The organism is Paenisporosarcina sp. TG-14 (genome assembly GCF_000297555.1).
GTDB lineage: Bacteria > Bacillota > Bacilli > Bacillales_A > Planococcaceae > Paenisporosarcina > Paenisporosarcina antarctica.
Genome location: NZ_AMGD01000060.1, coordinates 1 through 22,777 on the forward strand (window position 1 = coordinate 1; position 22,777 = coordinate 22,777).

Consider the following 22,777-nt stretch of genomic DNA (forward strand, 5'->3'; position numbering starts at 1 on the left):
CTTTTAAGCATTTCACTGGATCAGGAATTTTAACGTGCAATTTTAGTTGCTTGGAGTGCAAGATGGCGGGAAAAGCGCGAGCTGAAGACCCCACAGGAGCGTATTTTTCGCGACGAGGAGGCCTGAAGCCGTGCCCGCGGAAAGCGTCCATCTGTTTCTGTTTCTGCTTCTGTTTCTGTTTCTGCATCGCTTTGCTAGCTTCGAAACATGAAAGTGAGCTGCATCGCTACGCTAGCTTCGAAACATGAAAGTGCGCTGGAACGGAAAGCAACGGGATACTTGAAAAACTATATAAAAAAGACTGTCCAGAAAATCAGTTTTACTGACTTTCTGGACAGTCCCACGACAAAGTACCGTTTCATTTTCTTTTTATAGGTTGTCTACAACTTCTTTTAATAGTTCATACGAGCGTTTTCTAGCTTGTTGATCGTAAATGTATGTGACCGCTATTAATTCATCGACTTGGAATGTCCCTAAGAATTTTTTCAACTGCTCCTCAATGGCACTCTTATCACCTTTAAATGAATATGCAGACATACTGCGCACAGCGCTTTCCTCAACAGAATTCCACAATCCATCCATCGAATCAACAGGAGGCTTTAATAACTCTTCTGTACGTCTAACAACATTTAAATAAAAACGATCCGTTGAAGTGGAAAGTTTTTTTGCTTCTTCATTTGTATCAGCAGCAACAACATTTACACAAACCATTACATACGGTTCAGATAAATATTCAGATGGTGTAAATTGATTACGGTAAATATGCAATGCTTGTTCTAATTGTGTCGGCGCAAAGTGAGCTGCGAATACATATGGCAAGCCTAATCGAGCCGCCAAAGCTGCACTTGACGTACTTGAGCCAAGAATGTAGATTGGAACATTAGCATCTGCACCTGGAAAAGCACGAACCATTCCTTGTTGATCTATTGATTTAAAATAATTTTGCAATTCAACAACATCTTGTGGAAACGCAAATGCCGTTTCTTGCGACGTCCGACGAAGTGCATGAGCAGTCCGCATATCCGTACCTGGCGCGCGACCTAACCCTAAGTCCACCCTATTTGGATATATGGCTTCTAATGTACCGAACTGTTCGGCAACAACAAGTGGTGTGTGATTCGGTAACATAATACCACCTGAACCTACTCGTATCGACTCAGTATTCTCCAAAACATGACCGATTAAAATCGAAGTAGCTGAACTAATAACTGCTGGCATATTGTGATGTTCGGTTAACCAATAGCGCTGATACCCAAGTTGTTCAGTATGTCGTGCTAAATTGACCATATCGCCAATTGCTTCTTTATGTGTTTGCCCTTCGAGTACTGCAACTAAATCCAATACGGAAAGTGGCACTGGCTTAATTTCTATTGTCATGACAAAATTCCTTTCGTAAATCAAACTATCTCTATGTCATCATAAAACGCACAAAAATGAACATCAAGATATTTGCTTACGTCTCCATTTCACCAATTAGATATGGGAATTGGAAATTGGTAACAAATCACAACTTACTCACACTTTCTTTCAGTTCATCAGACCATTTCCAGTCACTTATTTGCACCGCATCCGTAATATGATGGGGTTTGCTAGCTCCAACAATCGCAGAAGTTACAGCAGATTGGTTAAGAATCCATGCTAAAGAGAATTGTGACAAGTTGACTTCGTGTTCAGTAGACAGTTGTTTGTATTTAGAAACCAGTTCAAAATTTTCATCTGTGAAATAATTCTGAATCAGCTCTTCTCCTTTTGCGGCTCTGCTTCCTTCTGGCGAGTCATCACTAGTTTTATATTTACCTGATAACATCCCACGAGCCATCGGACTATATACCAAGAGTCCCACCGTTTCAGACAAACAGTAAGGAACCAATTCTTCTTCAACTTTTCGTGATAATAAATTGTATTGAGATTGAGACGACACAAAGTGCTCAAACCCATGAAGTTTGCTAATTCCGGACGCTTTGGCTATTTGCCAAGCTGCATAATTGGAACATCCGATATAGCGCACTTTTCCTTGATTAACCAAATTCGTTAAAGTAGACAATGTTTCTTCGAGAGGAGTTTGATCATCAAAACGGTGTACTTGATATAGATCTATGTAGTCGGTTTGGAGTCGTCGCAAAGAATTCTCGACTTCACGCATCATGTGAAATTTAGACAATCCAGCATCATTAGGATCTTTCCCCATCGGCAAACCTACTTTCGTTGCCAAAACTACTTTGTCACGTCTTCCTTTTAACGCTTGACCAATAATTTCTTCACATTCGCCAGTGCCGTACTTGAATGATTCATCTTGCCCTTTGCCATAAAAATTAGCCGTATCAATTAAGTTAATACCTGCATCAATGGCTGTATCTAAAATCTCTTTAGAAGCTTTTTCATCAATCCAACGTCCGAATGCCATCGTTCCAAGACTTACATTCGAAACACGCAAACCTGTTACCCCTAAGTTTAAGTAGTTCATCGAATTCCTCCTATTATTAAAACGTAAAGAACATATTGTCTTATTCGATATATGAGCGACAGGTTCCTTTATATAATTAGTCATGTCCTTTTAGAATAAATGAAAATAATTATGTAACAATTAATGCCGATAAGGACACTTCTATGATACAATTCCGTACAAGTTAATATGATTATGTATGCATGTTCATTAAAAAGAATTATAATGAATTGTAATCATGATTTACATGTTACTCAGTAGTGTTTCTTACCCTTTTATCTCAGATGTAAGATGACATATATGAATCACTTTCAGGAGGAATAATCATGTTAAAAGGTGTATTTATAAGCTTATCTCAAAACCAATTATTGACAACAGCAGCAAAAAAATATGGTTTGAAATTAGGCGCACAAACAGTAGTAGCTGGAACAACTGTTGAAGAAACAATTAAAAGTATCCGCAAACTGAATGCATTAGGTATTAGTGCCACGATTGATAATTTGGGCGAATACTCGATCGAAAGAGAAGAAGCGTTGGAAGCTAAAGCAAGTATTCTTGAAGTAATTGAAAGTATTCATACTAATGGTGTAGACGCTCATATTTCATTAAAACCTACACAACTTGGCTTAGATATTGATTATGATTTCTGTTATGAGAATTTACTCGAAATTGTAGCTGCTGCAAGCAAATACAATATGCATATAAATATTGATATGGAAGATTATGACCATTTACAGCCTTCTTTTGACTTAATGGATGATCTATTAAAAGAGTACGACAATGTTGGAACAGTAATTCAGGCCTACTTCGATCGAGCGCAAGACGACCTCGAAAAATATAAAGATTTACGTATGCGCATCGTTAAAGGCGCATACAAAGAGCCAATTGAATATGCTTTTCAAACAAAAGAAGATATTGATGAAAATTTCATCAAACTAATTGAGTATCATTTAATACACGGAAAATTCACTTCAATTGCAACACATGATCACCGAATTATCGACCAGGTTAAAAAGTTCGTAAAAGAAAATAACATCCCTAACGATAAATTCGAGTTCCAGATGTTATATGGTTTCCGTAAAGATATGCAAGTTGATCTTGCGAAGCAAGGCTATAATTTCTGCACATACGTTCCGTTTGGTGACGATTGGTACGCTTACTTTATGAGAAGATTGGCTGAACGCCCGCAAAACTTGAATCTTGTTGTAAAACAAGTCTTCAACAAACGCACAAACACAGCTATCGGAGTATTGGCTGGCGCACTTGCACTGAAAACATTGGTTAATAAAAAGAAAAAGTAATAAGAGATGCTGTCCTTAAATAAGGGACAGCATTTTTTTGTCCCAAATAATGAATACTAACGAAATTAGATTTATTGAATACTCTAGAAAGAATGATAAAAGAAAAAAATTCATTATTACCTTGTATCTTTTAATGTATCGTCTTATATACTTGTTCTACCTTATTAACTTTTAATCCTTCTTTGACAGTGAAATAAGCATGCAATTTTTCATTAGGGAAATACTCTTTGAAACAGGAGATATTAATCAAGGATAGAATTTAAATGATATCCATCTGAAATTCTAGAGATTTCTTATTTAATGTTTTCGTATATAGGATTTAACTAATTTGTATACGAAAATGAAATGACTCTCCAAACTGGAAACGAAAAGCAATAAAAGATATAATTCACGACAGAAATAGAGAAAAAATCACTACCTTAAAGGAGAAGATAAATAATGGGTATTCATAGATTTTTTACGAGCATGAATGACTTGGAACGAATTATTCGTTGTCCTGGTAAATTTAAGTTTGAAGAACATAATGTAGCAGCACATAGTTGGAAAGTATCCCAATATGCCATGTTTTTCGCGACTATTGAAGAAAATAGTGGTGAAGTCGTTAATTGGAAATCTTTATATGAAAAGACAATAAACCATGATTTCGCCGAAGTATTTATTGGAGATATTAAAACGCCAGTCAAACATGCATCTCCAGAACTTAAACAAATGATTTCACATGTTGAAGAAAAAATGATGGAGAAATTTATTTTAGAAGAGATTCCTGTTGAATTTCAACCCGTTTTCTTTGAACGAATGAAAGAAGGTAAAGATACTACTATTGAAGGTCGTTTGCTCGAATTTGCAGATAAACTAGATCAGTTTTACGAATCCTTTGCTGAGTTAAAAAGAGGCAATACTGACCCCGAGTTCGTATACATGTATCAAGAGGCATTGACGAAGTTGCTAAAATTGCCTTTGAAGGCAAGTGTGTCATATTTTCGCGATGTCATGTTAGAGGATGTTAAACGTGAAGAAACTGCACTCGATGTTAAGGCGTTTACACAAAAAGTACTAACCGCTAAAACCACGTAGGCCCTATTGAAAGTAAAATTCAAAGTTAGAATGTGCTCCTTCAATTCATACTAGTCGATTTCCCGCGTACCAATCTGATAAAATCTTCTTAATCGTTTATTAAAAGATATGGATATGGGGGTATTCAATTGGGGAAAAATGCAGGAATTTATGGTATTACATTATTAGTCTTTTTCTTAGTCGACATCGTTTGGCTCGCATTTATTTCAACTAACTTATACGAAGAACACATCGGGTTTCTATTAAAAGAGGACGTCAACTGGCTAGCTGCGGGGATTTTCTATTTGTTATACATTGCAGGATTAATCTTTTTCGTCATTCGCCCTGCTCTTGAAAAAAACAGTTGGACTTACGCACTGTTCGCAGGTGGATTTTTCGGATTAATTACATATGCAACTTACGATTTAACAAACCTTGCTACGTTAAAAGATTGGCCTATTATCATCACGGTCGTGGACTTACTGTGGGGAACTTTTTTAAATGCGACCACTGCTGTCATTACGTTCTTTATTGTCAGTAAAATTAATAAAAAACATTAATCGTGAATAACTAACTCACAAGAAAAAACTTATGAAATTATAGTTACAAAACGAAATCCAGCATCTGAACTAATCGCTGGGTTTCGTTATCTTATATTAAAATTTTATAACCCCATCTAGTTTGAGCCTCTAACTCAATGGATTTAATCGATAACAAATCAATTGTCTTCTGTTGTATCGCAAGAATCAAAGCAAACTCCTCGTCCATATTCTTCAACTCATCAACTGAATTTTCAAGATTCTTTTAAGAGTACCCGCTGATAGGAATGAACAAACGATTGGTGTAACAAGTCATATCACACTCTTTCCAAAAACAATCTTGCGGAAAAATATGCTATACAAAGTACTCCGAAAACCTTAGTTGTGAAGATTTTACTTCGACAGTTTAGGTTTCAAGGTTTAGCTCATTTCTTCTCTGAACAAATACTCTGATGGCAGTTGCCTTACACTTTTCTCCGATAAATTCACGATCGATTTTTAATTCCCTTTAATAATTTATGAAAAATTTAATATACTATAAAAAACACAGAGAGGACATGATGATGAATTCTGACAACTTGGACCAAAAGGAAATGGAGTTGCGTCGAAACAAAGATTTTATGGCTTCTCTAGATATGATAGGTGAAGGTGCTCCTATTTATCATTTGGATACAGAGGAAAAAAATGAGGAAACGTCATCTGACAAAAATGAAAATTCAGTATAAGAAATAATGAATTTAAACCCATTTTGAGCATGATACAAGTACCCGATTTTCAACACTACTGAAACTACTGTATATTTCTAATACAATCACACATACACAAAATCCAGTAACTTTTAAAGTTACTGGATTTCTTTATCAAGGAGCCCATCCCTTTTCAAAGCCATTCAACTCTGCATATTCATAAAGCTTCACAAACTGACGGAAATCGTAGGTCTCCATTACTTGTTTAACATAAACGTCGCCCGTTTTCTTAAATAATTGGTTTCGCACATCTAGTTTATTTAAATAGCGCTCTGCAGGTAATTTGCTCCCTTTGCTTGAATTAAGAGAAGAAGACGTGAGGACGAAATTCCACAATTCATCACTATGAACAAAGCTCCAAGGTACAAAATGATCTACAGCAATCAAACGTTTTGCGACTTGTAAAGGTCGATCCGTATAAAAGCAGGTACTTCCAGAGTGCGTCACAATCATCTGTTGAAATTGCTGCAAGGATTCACGCTGAGTTATGTTTTCAATTTCCTCAAGCAAAATCCCTTTCGTTAAATGCGGATTCTTGTTTTGCAAAAACTTTGCGAGCTCATAGTTATTTAACTTAAAAATATTCGTTTGATACTTCAATAAAAACTCATAAGCTCCGGTCGTGATTGTGAGCTTCCTTTCTTTCTTTGCAAAACCGTAAACTAGTCCTTCTGTATTTGCAAATAACGCTCCAACTACATACTTTCTAATTACTTTACTTTCAATTCGTTTAATCAATTCAAACTGATGACTTTCTTGAAGTGAATCAAATGACACTCCACTTGGAATTTGCCATTCAACTTGAAATTTCTTTAACTCTTTTTCAATTTGAGCCTGATGTCCTTGCGAATACCCATTGCGAATGACTAAATTCCAATAAAGTTTTGCAAATGATTCAGATAGTTGATTAAAACTTACTTCTAAATCTTTATTTGTTTTATACAGATTCTCTAGAATCGCGCGTAGTAAGGCAAACTTATATGAAGTCGTTTTCACCGTTTGAGATGAAAGAGTTTTCATGATGACCGACCACAATTGATCTTCAGAAACGTGATGATAACTAGCTATTCCTTCGTTTAGTTTCCATCCTTCGGTCATATTGAATCCCCTCCGATCCTATATGCAAAGTTTAAATAATACTTGCAATGGTAACATATTACATCAATAGCTAAATTGTACGCACCAAAAAATACAAGTATCTCTAATCTATTACATACTGTTTTTTTGGTTGCCGTACGTATTAAGTTAAGCCATCAATCGATAAACAACCATTCGAAATGTCTGACTTTTAGAGTATCCGTCTTCATCCACTCTACTAATCTCAGTAAATTTACATGTTTCCAAAAGTTTAATTGATTTATCATTGTTCTCTTCTGTATATGCATCAAGAAATTTTAACTTCATGACGTTAAAACCATATTCAACAGCATGTACTAACGCTTCTCTCATTAGTCCTTGACCTTGAAATCTAGGGATAATTCCATACCCTAATTCTCCACTTTTCTCTTCCTCGTTAAGATTCCAGATACAAATAGTTCCAATCACTTTAGTCGATTGTCTATGTTCAATTGCCCATATAATCCATTTATTATCATCCACACCTATATTCATCTTTTCAATATAGGCTTTTGTTTCGTCTATATTTCCCTCTACTAGTGTATCTGTATATTCATGCATGCTAGAATCTTTTCTCATTTCAAACAAGTCAATCAAATCAAGTTGACTCATTTTTCTTAGCAACAAATTCTTTGTCTCAATAGTTGGAAATGGAGTGAAATTCATTACTCTCTTACCTCTTTCTTAATGATTTCATATGTATGAACACTCTGCACTATATTATGCTAAATACATCTAGTATAATATAGCTATTAATAAACAACTTGACTGAATTAATCAGGAAGTAATTTTACTTGTTACTATACTTTGAGTATCTTGCACAAAGTATCCTTGAATATCAGAATATGACTCTTCACACCATAAGAATAGGGGTGGATTACTTGAAATATAGCGGTAGATTTTATGCAGTTGGAATTGTGGTCTTATTTAATATCCTTAGATATTATTATTACCATCTATATTTAGGAATTACTAGTGACATGAATTTATTTATATTTGCACCCTTTTTTATAATCATCCCTTGGTGGGCTGGAAAGCAATATGATAAAGCAAAGTTTTATTCTGAGATTGATCCTTTAACGAATACATATAATAGAAGGATCGTTGAAAAACAATTTCAATTGCTAGCACGTAAAGTAAAGAGGGTGAATGGTCAAATTGGTATCGTGATGATTGATATTAACGACTTTAAAGTATTTAACGATACATTTGGACATCACAAAGGCGATGAACTACTTATTGAATTTGCTTCTCTCCTAAAACGCTATACTTCAAAGGGAGATTTGGTTGCACGTTGGGGTGGAGATGAATTTGTTGTGGTAGTTCCTAATATTGATGGCAATTTTACATCGACATATGGTGAAGGTCTCCATCAAGAGTTTAAAAAAATCAAGATTTCTGAATCCACTTCAATTAAAGCATCTGTTGGCTTTGCTATTTATCCTGATAATGGGGAGACTTTTGAAACATTAATCAACTCCGCAGACCTGGAAATGTATACTTCTAAGAAATTTGCAAAGTTGACACAAAAAGTTGATGCGCGTAAAGATTACGAACATTCCAGATAATACTATTTTAGTGGACTTAAATAACAGTAAGCCTCTCCATAATAGAGGTCACTTACTGTTAGTAGTTCTTTACAGATAGACCTTTCCCTTGTAGCTAGAAGGAAGCAAAGTGTTTCCCCTAGACCAATACCGAATCAGTTTTTAAATTTTATAGTCAGAGCTCGTCCATGGCAATAATAGAATCACCACCTGGATATAGATGTCCAACCAACGTTTCATCAACTCTACCACGCTAAGATTTGAGTCTGCTCAAGTCTTAATTGCTGCCAGGTTGTTCCTCAATGAGCTTCTCATCATCTTCACTTCAGAAACACCTTTTTTTCAGTTCCATCTTTTTTCCTCTAATGGGAAAAGGAACAAACTCTATATGGAGTCTGTTCCTACTATTCATATAAATTAAATACATATAAGGAATTAAAATAAATTGTAAAAAAACCTTTTAATAATAAAATAAGTGTTAAAAAGCAAAAAAAAAGATATTCCTTAATTTGAAGGCAATATCTTTTTTACATATTTCTTTGGTATTTGGAAAACTTCTTCCGACATTATCAAAAACCCAATCTAAAGTTCTACACTTCTGTACGCGGCTTTGTTGGATCGCATGTTGGAGGAGACAAAGCGGTTGTTTCTGCCAATTTCTTTAAATAATAACATTCTTCTCGCGCCATATGGTCAGCCATTAAAGGAGCAAGAGTACCAAGCGTTTCTTTCTTTAACTCCATCTCTTCTAACTCACGTAAAAAAGTCTTAAATATTATCATTTCCATTTGAATATCATTGTGAAATTTAGCCAATGCAGGGAATTCAATTATGTTTGTTCGTAAATACCCAGCAAGCTCCACCGCTTTTAAATAGAACTCTTCCCAATCTTTTGTGAACTTTCTTCCTTTATACTTCAGCTGTTTTTCAGCCTGATCAAGATTGACGTCAATTGCACCGGCATGGCCAGCTGCGTCTAACAACCATAACAAGTCATGATGCAAGGAATGAACAACTGGTGGCATCTGACCTTTTTCTAAATAAGAGAAAATACGAATAGCTTCTTCTACTTCATTGACCATATGATTAATAAAAGATGGAGAAAGTGAAATCTTTATTTTCCCTACCAAATGCTCTTTGATCAAGTCCAATTTGAATGCACGAATCTCTTCGCTTAAGATCTTTGCTTTCTCAAGTAGTGATACTAGGGATTGTTCATCTAATACTTGCTTTGAATTGTGAAGTAACTTATCAAAACGTTTTGTAAAAGAATTCGCTCCATTTATATACTTTTCTTCACTTGGTGCCAAAGAATCATGAATGAATCTGCTATGATCTCCTAATATTTGAAGCCAAAAGTGAAGCTCGATTAATGACTCATCGACAATGATTTTGGTCAATAAAACATTCCCCTTTCATGTATATCCATATGTAAAGGGGGTATGTGTTATGCAAACCAAAGAATTTACTCAGGGTATTTTAACCTGACATTCTCAATAAAAAACATGCTTTTTTGTCATAGTTATTATTACTTAATAATAAATCTGGTCTCGCTATAGCCTTCTTTCGATTTTTTCACTTCTAAAATCGCTGGAATGGCTGTTTTTAATTCTTGAACATGAGAAATGACACCAATCATACGGCCTGATTTTTGAAGATCAATCAGTGTATCAATTGATTTATTCAAGGATTCTTCATCCAATGAACCAAATCCTTCGTCAATAAACATAGTGTCGATAGAAACATTGCCTTGGAAGCTTTGAATGACATCTGCCATACCAAGTGCCAGGCACAATGAAGCGTTAAATTTCTCTCCACCGGAAAGCGTTTTGACATCTCGTGTTTGACCGGTATAAGCATCATAGACGTCTAATCCTAATCCACTTTGTTTCCCTCTTGATTCTTGGCGTTCACTTCGAATTAAATGGAATTGACCATTCGATAAGTTCTTTAATCGCTCATTTGCTGAAACAATGATTTGTTCGAGGTATTCAATTTGCAAGTATCGCTCAAATGAAATCTTCAAGCTATTTTGACCTCTAATCACATCATATAAGTCAGTGATTTGATTGAACTGTTGTTCTTTCACAATGGCTTTTTTACTAGAGGCCATTATGTTAGTGACTAGATTGCTCGCAGCTTTTTTATAATCATTTGATTGATTGACTTCCTGTAAAGCTTTTTCATATACAAGCTTTAAAGTAGCGAGTTCGTTGTTCAAATCGTTTAAATCCACTTTCGTTTTGTTTGCAAGTCTTACTGCCAAGTCAGCTACTTGTTCAATCAGAGTATGTCGAGCTTGTTTGAAATCCATAATTTGCTCTTTTAATGAATCTCTCTCTGAATCTCTTAACTTAGCTTGTTGGTAAACTTCTTCTGATTCAAAAGCCGAGGACTGGAGTGCAGTGCTAAATGCAACATCAGCTTTATCTTGTTTAGCCTTTGTTTCTTGAAAAACATGTTCCGTGTGCGCTATGGTCAAAACCGAAGAAGAATATTGTTCTTTAGCTTCTTGTCGTTGCTGTTGCACCGCTTTCCAAACATTTTCGAGACTAACTTTACGTTTATTTGCCTCGCGAATTTGTTGCTCTAATTGCGATAAAATACGTACTTCGGTCGGAATCGATTGTACCTTGTCTTCATATATCGCTTTGCTTTTTTCGTAAGTTGATTGAGCTTTTTGGTGAGTTGTTGCTGTCTCTACTTTTTTTGCATCTAGCTCCTGTAACATAAGTGTTTGTTCTTGGTGTTGTTGTTTTATTTTGCGAAGCTGGTCTTTATCTTTTCGCATCTGGCTGACTTCAACATCTAGTTTAAGACGAGATTCATCCAATGTTTTATAAATCTCACCAGCATCCTTTACACCAACACCGAAGCTATCTACTTCTTCACCTTTACTCGAGAGTTGCCCAATCAATGCGTTTTGTTTTGCTAATGCATTTCGATAGTCATTGTCCACTCGATCCAAAGTAGATTTTGCTTGCTCCAGCTGCTCTTTTGAAGGGGCTACTGTTTGATCTTGTTCTTTCTTATTTGGATGTTCCTCACTACCACATACGGGACAAGCTTCTCCGTCATGTAAATGAGCCGCCAATACACGGGCTTGATTTGCAAACCACTCATTTTCAAGCGTCATGTACTGTATTTTTACCGCATTAAATTGTTGTTCTTTTTCATCTGTCTCAGCTTTTAATGCTAGCATCGATTGCTGAATTGCAAGAAACTCTTTTAACACCCTGCATTGTTCATGTAACTCGCTTAATTTTTGCAGTTTATCATCAAAAGGAATCAACTGATGATCGAGTCTATCCATATCCTGTTTTAACACAGTAACAGATTCAGTTTTAGCGACTACTTGTTGCTCGATTGCCTGAACGTTTGCAGTTAATTTGGTCACTTCACGTTGTAATACTTGTAACTCAGACTCTTTCGAAGTCATATCCTTTACAATTGGCAAGAAATCATTCAAACGAACGAGCGACTCGCTTAATTTTTCTCGAATTTCCTGCTTGTTCTCTTCTTCATTATATTGAAGGTTGACCTGCTCCAACTTCAACTTCGCTTTAGCCTCTGAAGTAACTGCTCCATTCCAAAGCTGCTGTTTCTCAAGTACTTCATTTTGAAGTTCTCTAAAGTGGCGTTCAATTCCTTCGATGATACTTGCACGCTCTGCTTTTTCAAGTTGCTTCTCTTTGCCTTCGAATAAAGGCAATTGCTCCGTCAAAGTTTGCAGTTTCAGTTCCTTTGTTTCCCATTCATCAAAACGTTCATTTAAGCTTTTTGCTTGATGAAAATCAGCTGACTTGGTTGTGTGTTTCTGATAAGCTTCTTCGTATTTAGAGTGATCTTGGCGGATTTTCTCTTCATAATAAGAAGCTTCTTCTTCTAATCCCGTAATGACTTGATGAATATTGTAGTGATCTTGAGCAAGCACCTCAAATATGGTAGATTCCCGTTTTGGAAACGATGCATCGATATTTTGAATGTAACTATTTGTCGTACGTTGCTCAATTTTCAGTTCTTCTTCAGCAAGTGTTTTCTTTTTCTTAAGACGTTCACTAATCATTTTATAGGGCTCTGTTTTAAAGATTTTGCGTAATATGTCTTCTTTATTTTCTGTCTCAGAAGTTAGTAATTTTCGAAATTCTCCTTGTGGAAGCATGACAATTTGGATGAACTGATTTTGCGTTAGTCCAATAATCTCTTCGACTTTCACATTAATTTCTGAGACGATCTGTCGTTCAACACACGGAACTTCACGGTCTACTAATTTTTCATAAAACTCATATTTTTCGCCGGTGGATCCTTTATTGCCTTTTTTCACATGTCCCATTTGGCGAAGGATTCGATACGTCCTATTATGAATTTCAAATTCTAGTTCTACAGCTGTATGGACATTGTCCTCTGCAAAGTCACTACGCATAATACGTGATTCACTGCGGTCCGAGCCACTTGCCAACCCATAAAGTGCAAAGCAGATTCCATCAAAAATAGTTGTTTTTCCAGCTCCAGTGCTACCTGATATTACAAATAACTGGTTTCCCTGCAGCTCGTTAAAATCAATTGTTTCTGTATGTTTATAAGGACCAAAAGCGGTCATCTTTAAGCTGATGGGTCTCATATTTTTAGCCCTACTTTCTTATCTGGGCTTGTGATTTCCTGTTGCTCAAGTAAAAATTCTTGAAGTACTTCTTTAAAAATATTCTCTGTTTCCTCAGATGCCTGTACCCCTTTTACTTCTTCGTAGAAGGCGTTAAATAGCGCTAAGTCGTCCATTTTACGACGTGATCCTACCGTACTTTCTTCATTGTCCTTCTTAGCGGACACTAGTTTACGTTCTACGTGCATCGCATTTGGATAAACAGAACGTATCTTTTCCATTGGGAATAAAATCGGCGTTTCATCCAGCAGTTTTACAAACACATAATCGTCATTCATCTCTTGAAGTAAAATGTCTTCCATTTTCCCTTCAACCGTGCGAATATCTCGATTAGGTGTCAGTAAACGTTTTTCTACACTGACGTTTCCAAGCTCGTCCATTTGAACGATATGGAATCCTTTTTGATGATGCTCTTCTGAAATCGAGTACTTCAAAGGAGAACCAGAATAACGAATCGTCTCATTTAACACATAATGTGCTTGATGCAAATGTCCGAATGCCGTGTAGTGAAACTTTTTAAAATATGAAGCACTTACATACTCTGCTCCACCAATTGCAAGCGGCCGTTCCGAATCACTCGTATTCTCCTCTTCTTCCCCGTGAGGTGTCACAAAAGCATGTCCTACCAACACATGTCTTTTAGAAGAATCCATTGTGGACTCAATATGTGCGACCATTTTCTTCATTGCATCGTCATGCGTACGAATTTCTTCATCTTCTAATACATGACGAACTTGAGATGGATCAGCGTAAGGCACTAAATGAAAATGAATTTCACCAAACTCATCTTGAATCACAATTGGTTCCATATCCTTCTTTAGTTGACCCGTAATATAAAGACCATTCGATTTCATCATTCGGCTACCAAAATTCAAACGACCTGGGCTATCATGATTCCCAGAAACCGCGATGACTGGCGTTTTTAATTTTAAGACAATCGTTTCAAGTACCTCGTCTAACAAATTAACAGCGTCCGTTGGAGGCACTGCTCGGTCATATAAATCCCCCGCAATGACGACTGCATCTGGTTTTTCCTCAGCAATCGCTTCAGTAAATTGTTGCAACACAAATCGTTGTTCGTCTGTCATGGAAACACCCTGAACAAGCTTTCCTAAATGCCAATCGGCAGTGTGAAATATTTTCATAATGAGCTCCTCTCGTATTTCATCTGGTCATGTATTTCAATAGATATCTTACTTATATTTTACTCTAATATTAAACTGAATGAGATTTCCAAAATAAGTATAAGTATACATGATAACTTTGATGGAAGATGGAATTTGGTCATGTAAGGGGTATCTCACTTTTATTGCACACAAAAAAGCCATTTCTAATTTCAATAGAAACTAGAAATGGTTGTATTTGATTAATTCACTGAGCGCATTCTTGAACGTTTTAATCATGATCATTAATGGAGACAGGAGCGAGAAAATCATTGCCACTCGATGTACGAATGAACATTCCAACCGACTTGTCTTTCGAATGATTGTCCCATCCAAGTACGTGTCTCCAATCAATTGCTTGTCGGACCAGTTTTACAACCCAAACTCATCTTTGTGGACGAGAGGAAGAAGTATTATTTATTACTATCAATATTGGGGTCTATTTCATTGAGGAATACTACTATAATTAGGAGATAATTGGTTAGTTGCACCAATCATCTCGAAAGTTGCACCAGTCAAGACAATTGTTGCCCCAGTCACCGCGAAAGTTGCACCAGTTAAGGCAATAGTTGCACCAGTCAAACCTAAATTATATTAAAGTACTTAAATTTGTGTAAATTATATACTAAAAACGTTAAAAGACCGAACAATAATTTCCTCTGTTCGATCTTGTTCTATGTAGATTTAAATTTCCCGTACATATTCTTATTAAAACCTATATTATTTAGCTTTCAAACTAAAAAGTATAAGTAAGATTCCACTAAAGAGGCATATGATTCTTAACAGGGAAATTTTTTCAGTGAGACCATATAATCCAATACCTGTCGTGATGATCAACACAACTGGACCTACCAATGCAAGAAGAGAATTGATATACAAGGCTTTTTCTAAGTCATTTAGTTTAAACATCAACAACGCAGCCGATACCTCTATACTTCCTGATAACAGTCTCAATATAACCATCAAAATTAATGCCTTTTCAATAAGAACAGCCAACGCTTCACCCTCTATTATTCATTTTTAAATAGTTATATATATTTAATATCCACTCCATGTAACAACAGTAAATCATTCATTTGAAGTTACAGTTTCTCACAACCACTCCATGATGCTCATCTTCATCTAAGTAAGTTCTTCTTAAAGTGTATGTATTCTCTAATACTTTTATCAATAGGATGTATTTGATAAACAGCTAGTATCTTCTTTTGCTCTCATCAGATGATATGCACAAAAAAAAACACCTCTAGGAAATGAATTCCTAAGGTGCTTACGCTGTTTCTAGTTTTTGAAGTCGACGATCAAATAGTAAATTACCAAACGGTATGAAAGCAACGATAACCGCAATCACACTATAGAGAAATGGCCATTTCACAATAAAAGTCATATATGCAATGGCTAAACAATACGTTACAAATAAAAAGCCATGAATTGCCCCGACAACTGCTACTGCTTCTGGAAGACCAAAGAAATATTTTAAAGGCATTGCCAAGAATACCAAGATTAATAAAGAACTACCTTCTAATAATCCCATGAAACGAAACCGCTTAAGTGGTTTTTTAATCATATTATACCCTCCTACTTACTACATCATTTATTATAGAGAGCCTAAGGGTATGGTGTACAGTGAAATTATCTCGTTACCTTATTTTTATTAACTTCATCTTCAATGAATTGTCACAGGTATGTGTACCATTTTCTTCTCCACAATCGGAATCCAGATTTCTGAATAGTAGTCTTCCTTACTGGCATCGTCATTCATATATACTTCCAATTCAGGCGACCCGCTCGGACGAAATGCACTTGCTGGGAACCATTCACTGTAGATTTTTTCCCACATCGATTGCATCGCTTGCGGCATTGGACCTACTATTCCAAAAACAGCATACGTGGCAGAGGGAATGTCTAAGCGTTCATAATGATGTGTATTTTCTTCTCCGTTATACGCCGTCGCAATCCAATATTCCATTGTATTTTGAGCTGAATCCATCACCCGGCAAACACCAAGCAACCCTTTCACTTCACCACTATTAAGTTTCGTCAATTCATCATTTATTCCATTTTGATGTACCTCATCCCACATCTTTGGGATTTCAATCTTATTTTCTCCATTGTCACATGAGAATGTTCGTTTCACGCCAATAATTCGAAACTCTGGTTTATCTTTAATTCGTACCTGCATTAGTAACACCCCTTTCAATTTCACAAAGATGACTAAACAAATTTATAATTAGTGGAGAAGATTGTTCTACTGCTTTATTGCATCAACGCGATGAATATCATCACCTTATATCTATTTCGACACAATAGCCTGTATATTCCTGCTCATTCATCCATATCATCTGAAATTAAAAAATAAGTTACCTAAACAGCTCAGTTGCCTCAACTAATACCCGTGACACACTAAACAAATTATGGTTAAATGACGTTAATCAACTTAATTTAAAGGAGTTTTAATAGATGCTCATTCATGGACACCTCGTGAAAGGAAATGATATCGACAAAGAGACTCGTTGCTTGCATTATCATACTGTAATTGATCGAATTGCTATCAAATTTTATTGTTGCGATACGTATTTTCCTTGTTTCTCCTGTCATGAAGAAGAAGGTTGCGACACACCACAAGTTTGGCCAGTAGCTCAATTTCATAAAAAAGCAGTTTTGTGCGGTACTTGCGGATATGAGCTTAGCGTAAATGAATATTTATCTTGTGAATCTTCATGTCCTTCATGCAAGAGTGCATTTAACCCCGGCTGCAGTCTCCATAAGTATTTATATTTTGAGGTTTAACTGACATACCAAGAAGAGTTCAATTCACTCCCCAGAGAGAAATTGTTTTCTCACTGGGCTTACTTCATTAATTAGAAATAAATGTGTACGAATACTTGCTTCTACCCACATTTTTGTATAGGGATGAGGCGTTTCTGAAAAGAGTTCTTCCGATAAAAATAAATCAACCACTACCCCTTCATTGAAACTGATATCCGTTCGTCTACAATCCTCAGATTAACAGCAGAAGTCTTGCTAAAAATTCTTTTGAATTACTGCCACTAAACGTTTTCCTCTCCCTAATAAAATCCTTTCTAACACATAAAAAGAACTTCTAATAAAATTAAAAGGGCTCTTTTGGTAATTATTTTTGTTGTAATTGTATTAATTCCCATTATCATGTAAATACTTCTTTTAAAAGGGGAGTTGAACACAATGCAAACTTATAACTCAATACCGTTTTGGAAGAACTCACAAATGGCAGTTACTCGTTTTCTAGATCGAATGGAATTTGTTTTAGAAATTACATATACCAGTAAACATGTCAACGTCAGTGTGCATTACAACTTAGAGTTGGAATGTATTGAAGACATTTTATTAGATAATCAAGTTTCTGTATTCCGATACTATCAAAATAAAGGAATGTTATACGAAATCCACGAACATTTAAATACTACTGATTTCAGCCAAATATTAGTGCCAGAATTTGCAAAGTAATTAAGAGAACTTTAATTTACTAAGATGCTTTCCACTATTAACAAAACCTATTAAGAGTATTAGAACTTGGCATTTTAGATTAAAACCACACAAGCAATTGCTTGTGTGGTTTATTGTGATGTATTGATTTTCCTTGATCAGTGTAATAACGAATGAAATCCAACTTACATATGCTTTTTCTATCTATTTCATTTTACGGATAGTTAATTGCTTAGTTTGAGGAATGATATTGATTTGATGATTGCGTTTTGTATAAAAAACTGAAGCACCTTCTATCTCTCTTTTTTCCCACCCATTCACTTTAAGAACTATTTCATAGCCAAAGGGTATGCCCTTTTCTTTGGTTGCACGGGACCAGTCATAGATTTTTGCATCTTCACTTTCTTGCAACAGTTCAGCACTTTTAGGTATTGGAAAATTGTAAAAATCAGAAGAACGATAGGAAAAAAATGTAGACAAATATAAAGATCCTCCGACAACCAAAGTCATAGGTAATAACCAATTAACTACTCTCTTCATTTCACTCCCCCATCCTATCTACTTTAAATTTATATAGTAAGGAACATTATTTCGAACGAATTCATCTTTCAATTAACGCCATTTGTTTAATTTTCAGGATTACTTCATTATATTCAGCAACTGCATCGAAATAGACCTTCTCAAATTCTTTTAATATAATTTTGTTTATTTGCTATGTATATTTAAATTCTCTTTATTCTGATTTATTAACTATTATATCACGGAAATCAAGTAAAGAGCCTTAAATTATTATGATTTGAAACTCTTTACTTGGTCTAAATTACACGAGTGAACATCTCATGAATCGCTTAGTTTTTTTAGCAATTTATCATGTTGTCTTGAAAAAATAAGTAACGCTATAATACTTCCTACTAAAGCAAATGTCATATCCCATTGTGCGTCCCATATATCCCCTTGCATTCCTAAAAATTCTTTTGTCCCATCTTCTCTATTCGGCAACTTAGTGCTCAACCATTCAATGATTTCATAAAATGCAGCTACGGCTAGCATAATACTAGTTGTGATGCCGAACAACCAAGCCCCTTTAGTTAGTTGTGTATTACGTATTAATATTTCTCTTACAACAATTGCACCTAAACCTTTTAGAAAATGACCAAAACGATCATAGTGATTTCGTTGTAAATCAAAAGTATTCTCTATCCAATTAAAAAGGGGGACATCATCGTAGGTGTAGTGACCTCCAATAAACGTAAGAATTGATAAAATGGCTACTATAAAATAAGAGAGTACAGTCAGACGAAACCTATTGTAAGTTACAATTGCAATGATTATTACAACAACGCCAGGAGCAACTTCCGCAATCCATGTCAAATATTCTGCCGGCTTATAAACTGACCATATTAAAACTATGGTAACAATCGTGAGTAGGGAAATATTAATCTTTGAACTATTACCTAAATCCACCGTTTTCACTCCTTCTGCCTAACAGTATGCGAAAAAACAGAATTTCTTAAACAGTAATCTTATATAGAATTTTCATAGGGAATATCTCTTTCTATTTTTTAAATTACTAAAACAATTTTATTTTTCAGTAGCTGTTTTTTGGGAGTGACTCAAAAAAACACTATTTTCTTATTCAATTAAGAGATCTCCCAATACCTCTACCCTTAGGAATTTGCATTATCTACTTCCATATTTTATCTATTCCATCTTGGAGCGTGATTTTTCCAACTTGGACTCCAAAAATTCTAACTTGGACTCCCGTTTTCCCAACTTGAACTCCAAATTTTCCAACTGACCCATCGCTCACCACAATTTTCATTGAAAAGCCAGCAATTAATCGTACCTTTTGAAAAGGAACACTATTTTAAAAATATTTTTATAATATCCTAGTCCTTCACTTAAAATTAATATACTTGTTGATTCACAAGAAGTTTGTCAGTGGTTCCCTTTTATGGATTCAACTAATTAAGTCTTCAACTTTGACCATAATTATTTCTAAATTTATTATGTTTAAATAGTAAAAAATTCACATTGACGTACATATGAAGATTGATTTATTATATGATTACCGTCTATTTAGCGACAATTTTAAATTATCTACACAATTCATAAATAGAGGTTTTTGTGTATCGAACTGCACGATCGAAATTTGGGGTTGGGGGAAACAATTATGAAAAAAGAAATGTCATTTAAGGTAGCAATTATTCCACTGGTTATCATGATTGCAGTCATGTATTTTACGATTGTAAAACTTGAACAAGGACCGCATATTCCACTTATTGTAGGGACTTGCGTAGCGGCTCTCGTTGCATGGCGCAGTGGATATACATGGAAAGAAATCGAAGAAGCGATGTATAAGGGAATTCGTCTCGCATTACCCGCTGTCATTATCATCATTCTCGTTGGTTTAACAATTGGTTCTTGGATCGGTGGCGGCGTTGTTGCGACGATGATTTATTATGGATTGAACATTATCACACCATCACTGTTCCTAGTATCGATTACGGCAATATGTGCGATTGTATCATTAGCAATTGGGAGTTCATGGTCGACAATGGGAACAATTGGTGTCGCTGGTATGGGGATTGGATTAAGTATGGGTATCCCCGCACCGATGATAGCTGGTGCTATTATTTCCGGGGCATATTTCGGGGATAAGTTATCACCTCTTTCAGATACTACGAATCTAGCAGCTGGTTTAACGAATACAGATTTATTTGTACATATCAAACATATGCTCTATACCACAATTCCAGGTATTACTATTGCACTAATAGTTTATTTCATCCTTGGTAGGAAGTTTGGAAAAGACGGGGTAGATACAGCTGATATCGGTCAAACTATAAGTGTTTTGAAGGAAAGCTTTGTTATTTCACCATTTCTGTTATTAATTCCTTTACTAGTCATTATCTTAGTTGCCAAAAAAGTACCTGCAATTCCAGCGTTAATAGTAGGAATTTCACTTGGATTCTTATCACAGATTATCATTCAAGGTGGCTCCATATCAGGTGCTGTTGGCGCTCTTCAAAGCGGTTTCGCTATTGAAACCGGTAATGAAATGGTTGACAATTTGTTTAATCGTGGCGGATTGGACTCGATGATGTATACAGTTTCAATGACGATTGTGGCCATGACTTTCGGGGGAATTCTTGAAAATACCGGAATGCTTAAAGCGATTGTCAATCAAATTTTAAAATATGCGAAGTCTGCCGGAAGTATTGTTGCTTCAACGGTTGTCTCGTGTTTTGCTACTAATGCTACTTGTTCAGAGCAATACATATCCATCGTGGTACCTGCACGGATGTATGCAAAAACGTACCGCGACAAAGGCCTTCACTCGAAAAATTTATCACGAGCGCTTGAAGATGGTGGAACTTTGACATCCGTTTTCATTCCATGGAATACTTGTGGTGTATTTATTCTAGGTACACTAGGCGTTCATGCCTTTGACTATGCTCCCTATGCAGTTCTGAACTTTGTTGTTCCAATTATTTCAATCATTTATGCAATGACAGGATTCACAATTGCTAAACTGTCAGAAGCTGAAATGATACAAGTAAGAAAAGAAGATGCGACGACTGTCGACGCTTAACAATAATAGTTCTTAAATTCGAAAAGGAAAGTTCACTAATATGTGAACTTTCCTTTTTTTCATTTACTTTCTAGACAGTCTTTTCTTACGATTAGTCAAGTATCCCGTTGCTTTCCGTTCCAGCGCACTTTCATGTTTCAAAGCTAGCAAAGCGATGCAAATCACTACCATGTTTCGAAGCTAGCAAAGCGATGCAGAAACAGAAACAGATGGACGCTTTCGGTGGGCACGGCTTCAGCCTCCTCAGGCCAACAGGATGTTGGTCACGTAGGCGTTGCCACACGAGGTGGCGTACTTAGCCTTCGTTCCATTGTGCTCCTGTGGGGTCCTCAGATCGCGCTTTTTCCGCTGGAAAGATATTGGACGAACTGTCATTCGTCCAATATCTTTGCGACGAGTAACCGCAGGAGCACATGTTTTCTCGCTATCTTGCACTCCAAGCAACTAAATTGGATAAGAATATATAAATTGCCTGATGCAGTGCATTCTTAAAAGTAGGATTATGCTGCTTTTGAGCGGAATTGTTTTTGTTCGCTTTGTTTATCAGCTGGTTTTAATTTAAAGTGTTAATACGGTTTTTGTAATTCTGAAAATTTCTATATCCATAAGCGACACGATTCTATACTTTGATTTTATTGTTAGTCCCTTCAATTCTTTCGTTATTGTAAGGGTAATAAAGCTGTTTTCTATGAACGAAAGATTTTCCCTAACGTTTTTAAAGGAGTAGCTTCCAGTAACGCTTCAGGCGATGGTATTTCTTCCTATTATCATGAGGATATTTTTTAAGTTTATTCATGATAGTAATACGACATTTATTTATTAGCGATTCATTAATTGAACTAGATGAAATGGATTAATGATAATCTTCGCTTGCGAAAATAACTCTTTGATGACACTCACATAGCCCGCATTCATGTAACAAGTGAGTTCCCTCCTGGATGATGGTTTTGGTCGACTTTTATTCTACAAGGAATCTCCCTTGTTTTCCATATCTCTTTGAACTTATGTTTCCTATATTCTCTTAGCTGATTGGAGTGCAGAGCGGCGACTCCGGTGGGATTAGCGTGACAGGTGAGACCCCACAGTAGCGCGGTTTTCGCGACGAGGAGGCTCACCGCACGCCCCACGGAACGCGTCCGCTCGGAACGGAAA

General features: G+C 35.9%; 24 protein-coding genes. 8 read left to right on the forward strand and 16 right to left on the reverse strand.

Going from position 1 to position 22,777, the window contains the following annotated elements; translation table 11 throughout:
- The 3 genes from C406_RS21105 to C406_RS0115270 form a co-directional block, all read right to left on the reverse strand.
- Positions 1-187: hypothetical protein (locus C406_RS21105; RefSeq protein WP_036654837.1), on the reverse strand; the 187-nt coding region annotated here is incomplete at its 3' end.
- A gap of 182 nt (positions 188-369) precedes the next feature.
- Positions 370-1,377 carry an LLM class flavin-dependent oxidoreductase gene (locus C406_RS0115265; protein WP_017381523.1) on the reverse strand — a complete coding sequence of 336 codons (1,008 nt, stop codon included), beginning with the start codon at positions 1,375-1,377 and terminating at the stop codon, positions 370-372.
- A gap of 127 nt (positions 1,378-1,504) precedes the next feature.
- Positions 1,505-2,464: an aldo/keto reductase gene (locus tag C406_RS0115270; protein ID WP_017381524.1), complete on the reverse strand. Its 960-nt coding sequence runs from the start codon at positions 2,462-2,464 to the stop codon at positions 1,505-1,507.
- A gap of 305 nt (positions 2,465-2,769) precedes the next feature.
- On the opposite strand from C406_RS0115270, the gene C406_RS0115275 reads away from it, so the two are divergent.
- The 4 genes from C406_RS0115275 to C406_RS20835 all read left to right on the forward strand — a co-directional run bounded on the left by C406_RS0115275 (position 2,770) and on the right by C406_RS20835 (position 6,061).
- Positions 2,770-3,744: a proline dehydrogenase family protein gene (locus C406_RS0115275; protein ID WP_017381525.1), complete on the forward strand. Its 975-nt coding sequence runs from the start codon at positions 2,770-2,772 to the stop codon at positions 3,742-3,744.
- A 438-nt stretch (positions 3,745-4,182) separates the two neighbouring features.
- Positions 4,183-4,818, forward strand: coding sequence for a YfbR-like 5'-deoxynucleotidase (locus C406_RS0115280; RefSeq protein WP_017381526.1), 636 nt, complete (start codon positions 4,183-4,185; stop codon positions 4,816-4,818).
- A gap of 128 nt (positions 4,819-4,946) precedes the next feature.
- Positions 4,947-5,357 (forward strand): DUF2177 family protein, encoded by a 411-nt coding sequence (locus tag C406_RS0115285; RefSeq protein WP_017381527.1) that lies wholly within the window; start codon positions 4,947-4,949, stop codon positions 5,355-5,357.
- Positions 5,358-5,854: 497 nt separating this feature from the next.
- Complete coding sequence (locus C406_RS20835; RefSeq protein ID WP_192812621.1) at positions 5,855-6,061, forward strand: hypothetical protein; 207 nt, start codon at positions 5,855-5,857, stop codon at positions 6,059-6,061.
- A 135-nt stretch (positions 6,062-6,196) separates the two neighbouring features.
- Here C406_RS20835 and C406_RS0115300 read toward each other — a convergent pair whose 3' ends face one another.
- Both C406_RS0115300 and C406_RS0115305 read right to left on the reverse strand, forming a co-directional pair.
- A complete protein-coding gene (locus C406_RS0115300) occupies positions 6,197-7,180 on the reverse strand; it encodes an HNH endonuclease domain-containing protein (protein WP_017381530.1) in 984 nt (327 codons plus the stop codon).
- Between the two features lie 147 nt (positions 7,181-7,327).
- The gene (locus tag C406_RS0115305) at positions 7,328-7,864 is read right to left on the reverse strand and encodes a GNAT family N-acetyltransferase (protein ID WP_017381531.1); all 537 of its coding nucleotides are present in this window, start codon (positions 7,862-7,864) and stop codon (positions 7,328-7,330) included.
- Positions 7,865-8,070: 206 nt separating this feature from the next.
- Here C406_RS0115305 and C406_RS0115310 point away from each other — a divergent pair, with 206 nt between their 5' ends.
- Entirely contained in the window at positions 8,071-8,766 is a 696-nt protein-coding gene (locus C406_RS0115310; RefSeq protein ID WP_443146805.1) for a GGDEF domain-containing protein, read from the forward strand.
- A 569-nt stretch (positions 8,767-9,335) separates the two neighbouring features.
- Here the strand turns inward: C406_RS0115310 and C406_RS0115315 are convergent.
- From C406_RS0115315 to C406_RS0115340, 7 genes are all read right to left on the reverse strand, one after another.
- Positions 9,336-10,145, reverse strand: a complete 810-nt coding sequence (locus C406_RS0115315; RefSeq protein WP_017381533.1) for a DUF2935 domain-containing protein — start codon at positions 10,143-10,145, stop codon at positions 9,336-9,338.
- Between the two features lie 128 nt (positions 10,146-10,273).
- A complete protein-coding gene (locus C406_RS0115320) occupies positions 10,274-13,366 on the reverse strand; it encodes an AAA family ATPase (protein WP_017381534.1) in 3,093 nt (1,030 codons plus the stop codon).
- Entirely contained in the window at positions 13,363-14,550 is a 1,188-nt protein-coding gene (locus C406_RS0115325) for an exonuclease SbcCD subunit D (RefSeq protein ID WP_017381535.1), read from the reverse strand. Before C406_RS0115325 ends, C406_RS0115320 begins: the two co-directional genes overlap by 4 nt.
- A 462-nt stretch (positions 14,551-15,012) precedes the next feature.
- Positions 15,013-15,150, reverse strand: coding sequence for a hypothetical protein (locus C406_RS20555; RefSeq protein WP_155966758.1), 138 nt, complete (start codon positions 15,148-15,150; stop codon positions 15,013-15,015).
- A 138-nt stretch (positions 15,151-15,288) separates the two neighbouring features.
- Positions 15,289-15,564 (reverse strand): YqhV family protein, encoded by a 276-nt coding sequence (locus tag C406_RS0115330; RefSeq protein WP_017381536.1) that lies wholly within the window; start codon positions 15,562-15,564, stop codon positions 15,289-15,291.
- Positions 15,565-15,835: 271 nt separating this feature from the next.
- The gene (locus C406_RS0115335; protein ID WP_017381537.1) at positions 15,836-16,132 is read right to left on the reverse strand and encodes a DUF3817 domain-containing protein; all 297 of its coding nucleotides are present in this window, start codon (positions 16,130-16,132) and stop codon (positions 15,836-15,838) included.
- 99 nt (positions 16,133-16,231) lie between these two features.
- Positions 16,232-16,747, reverse strand: coding sequence for a GyrI-like domain-containing protein (locus tag C406_RS0115340; protein ID WP_017381538.1), 516 nt, complete (start codon positions 16,745-16,747; stop codon positions 16,232-16,234).
- Positions 16,748-17,025: 278 nt separating this feature from the next.
- Between C406_RS0115340 and C406_RS20300 the strand changes: the two genes are divergently transcribed.
- The gene (locus C406_RS20300; RefSeq protein WP_026045726.1) at positions 17,026-17,355 is read left to right on the forward strand and encodes a CHY zinc finger protein; all 330 of its coding nucleotides are present in this window, start codon (positions 17,026-17,028) and stop codon (positions 17,353-17,355) included.
- Positions 17,356-17,769: 414 nt separating this feature from the next.
- On the forward strand, positions 17,770-18,051 hold the full coding sequence (locus C406_RS0115355; RefSeq protein WP_017381540.1) for a hypothetical protein: 282 nt from the start codon (positions 17,770-17,772) through the stop codon (positions 18,049-18,051).
- Between the two features lie 183 nt (positions 18,052-18,234).
- Here the strand turns inward: C406_RS0115355 and C406_RS0115360 are convergent, their stop codons facing one another.
- The 3 genes from C406_RS0115360 to C406_RS21110 all read right to left on the reverse strand — a co-directional run bounded on the left by C406_RS0115360 (position 18,235) and on the right by C406_RS21110 (position 19,852).
- Entirely contained in the window at positions 18,235-18,570 is a 336-nt protein-coding gene (locus C406_RS0115360) for a hypothetical protein (protein ID WP_017381541.1), read from the reverse strand.
- Positions 18,571-18,867: 297 nt separating this feature from the next.
- A complete protein-coding gene (locus C406_RS0115365; protein ID WP_017381542.1) occupies positions 18,868-19,494 on the reverse strand; it encodes a DUF2238 domain-containing protein in 627 nt (208 codons plus the stop codon).
- A gap of 220 nt (positions 19,495-19,714) precedes the next feature.
- Positions 19,715-19,852, reverse strand: coding sequence for a hypothetical protein (locus C406_RS21110; protein WP_017381543.1), 138 nt, complete (start codon positions 19,850-19,852; stop codon positions 19,715-19,717).
- Positions 19,853-20,203: 351 nt separating this feature from the next.
- Between C406_RS21110 and nhaC the strand changes: the two genes are divergently transcribed.
- The gene (gene nhaC, locus C406_RS0115375; RefSeq protein ID WP_017381544.1) at positions 20,204-21,625 is read left to right on the forward strand and encodes a Na+/H+ antiporter NhaC; all 1,422 of its coding nucleotides are present in this window, start codon (positions 20,204-20,206) and stop codon (positions 21,623-21,625) included.
- An 819-nt stretch (positions 21,626-22,444) separates the two neighbouring features.
- On the opposite strand, the gene C406_RS21415 is transcribed toward nhaC, so the two are convergent.
- Entirely contained in the window at positions 22,445-22,540 is a 96-nt protein-coding gene (locus tag C406_RS21415) for a transposase (RefSeq protein WP_017381545.1), read from the reverse strand.
- Positions 22,541-22,777 lie beyond the last annotated feature (237 nt).